This window comes from uncultured Rhodoblastus sp., assembly GCF_903903185.1.
GTDB lineage: Bacteria > Pseudomonadota > Alphaproteobacteria > Rhizobiales > Beijerinckiaceae > Rhodoblastus.
The window spans coordinates 21,260-27,352 of sequence record NZ_CAIUXT010000154.1 but is presented as its reverse complement, the minus strand read 5'-3'; the positions used below and the strand labels follow the sequence as shown (position 1 = coordinate 27,352).

At 62.3% G+C, this 6,093-nt stretch carries 8 protein-coding genes; 4 read left to right on the top strand and 4 right to left on the bottom strand.

What is annotated here, in order from left to right:
* Window positions 1–358: 358 nt before the first annotated feature.
* Window positions 359–793, top strand: coding sequence for a hypothetical protein (locus QZY01_RS14755; protein WP_294538280.1), 435 nt, complete (start codon window positions 359–361; stop codon window positions 791–793).
* Window positions 794–910: 117 nt separating this feature from the next.
* Here QZY01_RS14755 and QZY01_RS14750 read toward each other — a convergent pair whose 3' ends face one another.
* Window positions 911–1,450 carry a hypothetical protein gene (locus tag QZY01_RS14750; RefSeq protein WP_294538278.1) on the bottom strand — a complete coding sequence of 180 codons (540 nt, stop codon included), beginning with the start codon at window positions 1,448–1,450 and terminating at the stop codon, window positions 911–913.
* Here QZY01_RS14750 and QZY01_RS14745 point away from each other — a divergent pair.
* The gene (locus tag QZY01_RS14745; protein ID WP_294538276.1) at window positions 1,445–1,972 is read left to right on the top strand and encodes a hypothetical protein; all 528 of its coding nucleotides are present in this window, start codon (window positions 1,445–1,447) and stop codon (window positions 1,970–1,972) included. The genes QZY01_RS14750 and QZY01_RS14745 overlap by 6 nt on opposite strands.
* Window positions 1,973–2,160: 188 nt before the next feature.
* On the opposite strand, the gene QZY01_RS14740 is transcribed toward QZY01_RS14745, so the two are convergent.
* Window positions 2,161–3,255, bottom strand: a complete 1,095-nt coding sequence (locus QZY01_RS14740; RefSeq protein WP_294538273.1) for a YeiH family protein — start codon at window positions 3,253–3,255, stop codon at window positions 2,161–2,163.
* A gap of 130 nt (window positions 3,256–3,385) precedes the next feature.
* Between QZY01_RS14740 and QZY01_RS14735 the strand changes: the two genes are divergently transcribed.
* Window positions 3,386–3,661, top strand: a complete 276-nt coding sequence (locus QZY01_RS14735; protein WP_294538271.1) for a hypothetical protein — start codon at window positions 3,386–3,388, stop codon at window positions 3,659–3,661.
* A gap of 217 nt (window positions 3,662–3,878) precedes the next feature.
* Entirely contained in the window at window positions 3,879–4,121 is a 243-nt protein-coding gene (locus tag QZY01_RS14730) for a hypothetical protein (RefSeq protein WP_294538268.1), read from the top strand.
* A 183-nt stretch (window positions 4,122–4,304) separates the two neighbouring features.
* On the opposite strand, the gene QZY01_RS14725 is transcribed toward QZY01_RS14730, so the two are convergent.
* Window positions 4,305–5,372, bottom strand: coding sequence for a cation diffusion facilitator family transporter (locus tag QZY01_RS14725; protein WP_342394901.1), 1,068 nt, complete (start codon window positions 5,370–5,372; stop codon window positions 4,305–4,307).
* A 262-nt stretch (window positions 5,373–5,634) separates the two neighbouring features.
* The gene (locus QZY01_RS14720; protein WP_294538265.1) at window positions 5,635–6,042 is read right to left on the bottom strand and encodes a NifB/NifX family molybdenum-iron cluster-binding protein; all 408 of its coding nucleotides are present in this window, start codon (window positions 6,040–6,042) and stop codon (window positions 5,635–5,637) included.
* Window positions 6,043–6,093 lie beyond the last annotated feature (51 nt).

Here is a 6,093-nt window from a genome sequence, read left to right as displayed (position 1 = left end):
TGGCAGCCCGCTTCGCGCCAATAGCGGCAATTCGGGTTTGCTGAAGGAGCCCGACGATTTCGACGCGTATCGGACTTTTGAGCCGCCAGCGGCGGGGCGGTCAGGCGACCGCGCGAGCTGTCCAGTTTCGAAGGCCGATCGCCATGGCGCGGCGGCGCATTCCGGTAGCGGCTGGAGGACAACATTCAGTCCCGCCGAAGCATTCCTGCAGCCCGCAAAATTATCGTTTTCACTAGGTTCGCCGCTCCGCCAAGGCGAAGGCAGCTGAGCAAATGCCGGTGGACAAAGGCGGCCGAGGCTCCTCGAGTCGCGGCGACAATGATAGTTTCATCAAGTCGATTGCAAAGGTGAGGGTTGTGTGCGCGGCTTTCAAGGAAGACGGTCGATGGGAGACAGGGTCTGGATGAACGCCATTAAGAAGTCGCGTCAACCGAAACCTTCGGAAACAGCCAAACGCGACATCATCGCGGCTTGCGAGGCCTTCATTCGCGACGTCCTGAAGCCGCGCTTCCTTCCGGAAATTCGGCCGACGGAATTCAACTACTGCGTGGATATTTTCGGAGAATGGCGGGCGGGACGCTACCGCTTTATGCAGCGCTATCGATCCGACGCGCCCAACCGGATCAGGGATGAGTTCGATGCGCCTTTCGTCCGGATCGACTACATCGGACCCGATCATTTCGACATTTACTGGATGCGGCACAACAACCACTGGCATCCGGTATTTCAGGGAGTCGCCCTTAAACAAGCGTTTGAGCTGATGATTGACGTTCCGACACTCCATCCGCTTTGACTTGGCGCCCGATCCTTCCGCGACCATTGAGAAAAAGCGATGAGCGAATATCAATATTACGAGTTTCAGGCGGTTGACCGGCCCTTGACAGCGGGCGAGCAGCAGGAGCTGCGCGCGCTATCGACGCGGGCGCGGATCACGGCGACAAGCTTCGTCAATTCCTACGAATGGGGCGATTTCAAAGGGAGCCCTTCGCGGCTCGTCGAACGCATGTTCGATCTGCACCTCTATCTTTCCAATTGGGGCTCCCGCCGATTCTTCCTTCGGTTGCCGAAGAAGTTCGTCGACCGCATTTGGCTGAACGGCGTCTTGAGCGAGGTTGATTGCGTCGAAACGCGCATCGTCGGGGAGCATTTTGTCGTCGAGATATCGAGAGACGAACTCGAGGTGGAAGATTTCGACGACGGCGCCGGCCGACTCGCGGCGCTCGCGCCGCTGCGCGCCAACATATTGGCTGGCGACCTTCGGATGTTTTATCTCCTGTGGCTCACGGGCGTCGAAGCCGATGCTTTCCCAGACGATACGCCGGAACCCCTGCCGGGCGTTGGTCCTCTCGACGGGGCGCTCGAAGCTTTCGCCGAGTTTTTTCAAATCGACTCCGATCTCGTCGCGGCGGCGGCCGAACGAAACGCGCAGGCGGCAGGCGGAGAATTGCAAAGCAGCGACATCGACTCCGCGATCCGCGCGTTATCCGAAAAGGAGCGCCTGGGTTTGCTCTCGCGACTTTACCATGGCGACCTCTTGGTCGGCGTCGAACTGCGCCGGCGAGTTCGCGAAAGCGTTGCCGAGCGCACGCGCGTCGAGCCTCCCAAAGCGCGGACGGTCGGGGAATTGCGCGCCCGCGCCGGAGAGATCGCTGCAGCCCGCGAACGGGCCGCCGAGGCGGCGGTGCTAGCCGAACGCGAGCGGCGCGAGGCGGAGGCGGCGGAGGCGCGCAAAAAGCGCCTTGCAGCCTTGGCTGCACGTGGTGAGGCGGCGTGGCGCGAGGTCGACACAGATATCGAGCGACGCAACGCCACAGGCTATGATCGCGCCAAGTCCCTCCTCGCCGATTTGCGTGATGTCGCGTCGTCGCAGGGAAGGATGAATGAGTTTGAGCAACGCCTTGGCGCCCTTCGTCAAAAGCACGCTCGAAAAGCTCAATTCATCGATAGGCTGCGATCGCTCAGCCAAAGCTGACTTGACGAGCGGACGGTCGGTCGCCGGCTCAACGGCCTGCGCTTTAACACGCACAGGCAATGCTCGCCGCCATCCCAGAGCACGCGCATGGGGCAAGGCGGGTCGGTTCGGCCAAGGCATATCAACCGCTCGGGCTGACATTCACAGTGAAGCGCACCCCTAACGGCGGCTCGGCCTTGTCCGCGCATTCAGCTGAGTTTCACGGCGACGATCGTCAGCGCGGCGATCCAGGTCGTCTCCAGAACCATCAGGGCGATCGGCTTCCACCCGACCTTCGCCAGATCCTTGAACGAGGTCTTCATGCCCAGCGCCGCGATGGCCGTGACCAAAGCCCAGCGGGAGGCGTCGTTGGCGAGGTCCGTGACGAATTTAGGCAGCAGGCCCGCGCTGTTCACCGCCACGAGCGCGGCGAAACCGACCAGAAAGAGCGGCAAGCTGACCTTCACTCGCGATCCGCCTTTCGCACCGCGCCCAACCACGATGGCAATGACGAAAACTACCGGCAGCAACATGCTGACCCGCAGCAGCTTGACATAAGTGGCGACGTCGCCGGTCTCGGGCGATATGGAATAGCCCGCGCCGACCACCTGGGCCACGTCATGGATGGTTCCACCCAGAAAAATCCCGGCGTGAACATGATCGAAGCCGAGCGCCGTCGCTAGCAGGGGATAGGCGATCATGGCGATGGTGGATAGAAGCGTCACGGTCACCACGGTCAGGATCGTGTCGCGCTCGCTTGCGGAGGTGCGAGGCAAAACCGAGGCGATGGCGAGCGCCGCCGAGGCGCCGCAAATGGCGACGGCGCCGCCGGACAGCACGCCGAAGGAGCGGCCGAGACCGAACCGCCCGGCGGCGAGGGCCCCGAGCGCAATGGTGCTGGCTATGGCGGCCACGACGGTGGCGATAGGCATGGCGCCCAGTTCGAGAATTTGATGCGCCGTGATGCGCGCGCCGAGCAGGGCGACGCCGACCCGCAGCACGGCCTTGGACGAGAACTCGATGCCGGCAACGCAGCGGCCCTCCTCATAGAGGAAATGAAAACTCATGCCGAACAACAAGGCGAACAGCATCACCGGCGAGCGGTAATGATCCGCCAGCCAGGTGGCGGCGAGAGCGATGGTGGCCGCCACGAGCAGGCCGGGATAGATCAGTCGGACAAAAGCGCGCCGGTTCGCCGGACGCGGCTGAGGCGTATGGATCGCGCCGGCCAGGCCCTCCATGCCGTCATAGGACTGGAAAATCGCCTGCGCCGAAGCGGCGTCCGTATCGAGATCGGAAATCATGCACCCTCGCTGCCGGGCTGTTCCTGCGTTCGGCGCGCCGGAAGCCTGTCGCCATTATCGCGGCGCGCCGGACAGATATCGATGATTTTTTTCAGGTCTCGCGGAGAATTGCCACGGCGCCTGACCGGCGATGGGCGGCCTATTTCCACGCGACGAGGTCGATCCCCCCCGACAGGCCGTCGTGGCCCGCGACTTCCGAAAGCTGGCGTTCGGCGCCGAACACATAATCGGCGACCGCATAGCGCTTTTGCCAGGCTTAGAGTATCCAGCGAAGTGGATACCGGTTCGCGTGAAGAAAGTGCGTAAAAACAAGAAATTGGAGCCCCGATCCGATTCGATCGGATCGGAAAAAGCTCCAGAATTCATCGCGTTTTGCCGAGTTATTCATGGCGGCGCCTTTTCGTGAGGGAGGGTTCGCGTCAGGCTTCAACCGGCAGATTGGCCCTGCGCCAGGCGGACATGCCGCCGCCGAGAGAAAGGCTCACGGGGCAAGTTTCGATCGAATTGGAGGGCTTGGCCCGCGACCTCAATCAATTGCTGGAGTCCCGGTCGCAAGCCATCGAACGCATGGCGAGCGTTGCGAGACCGGCGCGGCGGACAGCATTGACCAAGAGATTGGCGCCATGAACGTCCATGTGATGCGAACGCTCGCCGCCGCCCGCGCGGTAGGCCCAAGACCGCCGGTGACCAGCCGCACGCCCGTTGGGCCGGCGCTGACGCGGCTGGTGAGCGCGATGAAGCGGTTGCCGAACGATAATGAATTGACCTGGGACTTGGAGGTGTCGCCGAAAGAGCTCGAATGCGCGGTCGATCGGCGTGATATCGAGCAGTTGGCCGGCAAACTGCTGGACAACGCCGGCAAGTGAGCCAGGGGCCGGTTAAAGGTGACGGCGCGGGTTCATGAACGCGGCGTGGCGATCGCCTTGGAGGACGACGGCCGCGGCATACCGCCCGAACGGGTGGATGACGTGATGACACGCGGCAAGCGGCTTGACGAAAGCGCGCCTCGCACGGACGTCGGTTCAGGCGTCGTCGCGGATCTGGTGAATCTACATGGCCGAAATTTCGTGATCGTGAACAGCGCTCTGGGTGGGGTTCGCGCAGAGGTGCGGATCGGAACGCCTGCGCCCCATCGATATCAGCTCTCCGTCCCCGCCTGCGCGACAGCGGCCACGACCATTGCGTCGCGACACGCGGAGCGCGGCTGCCGGTACAGAGCCGCCCGGCCGCTTCGCTTCAGATGATACGTCGTATTCCGCCATGCTTTCCGGCTCAACGTGAATGTTCACGACGGCCTCATCCAGCGCTTCCATGAGCGCCGCCTCCAGCCTATCGCAGATTTCGTGCGCCCGCTTCACAGTCATCCGGCATGGCGTTACGAGATGAAAGTCTATGAATGTCGCCTTGCTTGCATATCTTGTGCGAAGGTCGTGAGCTTCAATGGCGCCTCCAGCGTTTGCGGATATGATGTCTCGGATACGCTGCAGGTTATCGTCCGATACGGCCTCATCTAGCAATCCGCCCCAACTTTCTCGAATGACCGCCCACCCGCTCGACAAGACATGGAGGGCGACCAGGGCTGCGACGCCCGCATCGAGGACCTCGACGCCGCTCACAACCACCAGTCCGACTCCAATGACGACTCCGGAAGAAGTTGCCACATCCGCCAGAAGGTGCTTGCCATCGGCGGCCAGGGAGGGCGAGTGGCGGCGGCGACCCTGTCTGATCAGCACGGCGCTCCAGATCGCGTTCATGACCGTGGCAATGCTGCTGACCGCCAGACCCAACACCGGGGCGTCGATTGGCTTTGGCGAAAGGAATCCTGAACAGGCTTCGAGCAGAATGGAAATTCCGGCGATGATGATCATGACGCCTATGATGGCCGCCGACAGATATTCCGCTTTTTGGTGGCCGTAAGGATGCTTTTTGTCCGCCGGTTTCGCGGCGTAACGAATGGCGAGGAAGGCGGCAATCGCGGTCGCTACATTGATCACGCTCTCCAGCGCATCGGAATAGAGGGCGACGCTGCCCGTCAGCGCGTAGGCGGCGCCCTTGATGACCAGAACGATCAGGCTGACGCCAAGGCTGCCGATGGCGATCTTGTGGGAAACTGACATAGCAATCCAGGTGAAATCAGTAACCGCGGCGCAGGGCGATCGGGCGTGGCGCTCCGCCAGGCTTTGAAGAAGGGACCGTATGCGTCGCCTCGGTGCCTCCCGCAGCCGCCGCTGAACGCCGAGGGGCGCAGCGGCGACAGAACCGGAGTTGGCGCCTTTTCTTCACAGGCAAACCCGCGGCCACTCGCACGAGCGCGCCGTCGATGGAACGAGGGGCAGTGAAGAATGGAAGCGCATCGTGCGCCTCCTCACCGCCCCTTCTTCATTGTCCGTTGCAGTTGCAGCCGCCGCTTTCGTGATTGTGTTCGTGTTCATGATCGTGATCATGTTCGTGTTCATGGGGCGCCGCCGCGGCCAAGGTTCCCGCGAGGTAGTCAACCACGGCGGTCGTCGGATCCGTTTCCGAAGTGACGACGGCCTTGATGCCGCGCGCCGCCATCCGGGCAATGAAGCCAGCGCCCGCGCTGGCCGCGATGACCACATCGACAGCATCGAGCGGGTGAGAGCCCTCGCCCTGGAAGGCATGGATCGACTGGTTCTTCGGCAGATTGAGATGATCCACGACATGCGGCGCCTTGCCAGACGTGGCGTCGAAAACGATAAAGCGGCGGGTCATGCCGGCATGGCCGGTGATGGTGTGTAAATTCTGGCTGGCGATGGCGATAAGCATTGTTTTTCCTCTGTTGAAGGCGCTGCCGGCTAATCCGGACAGGGCGCTTTG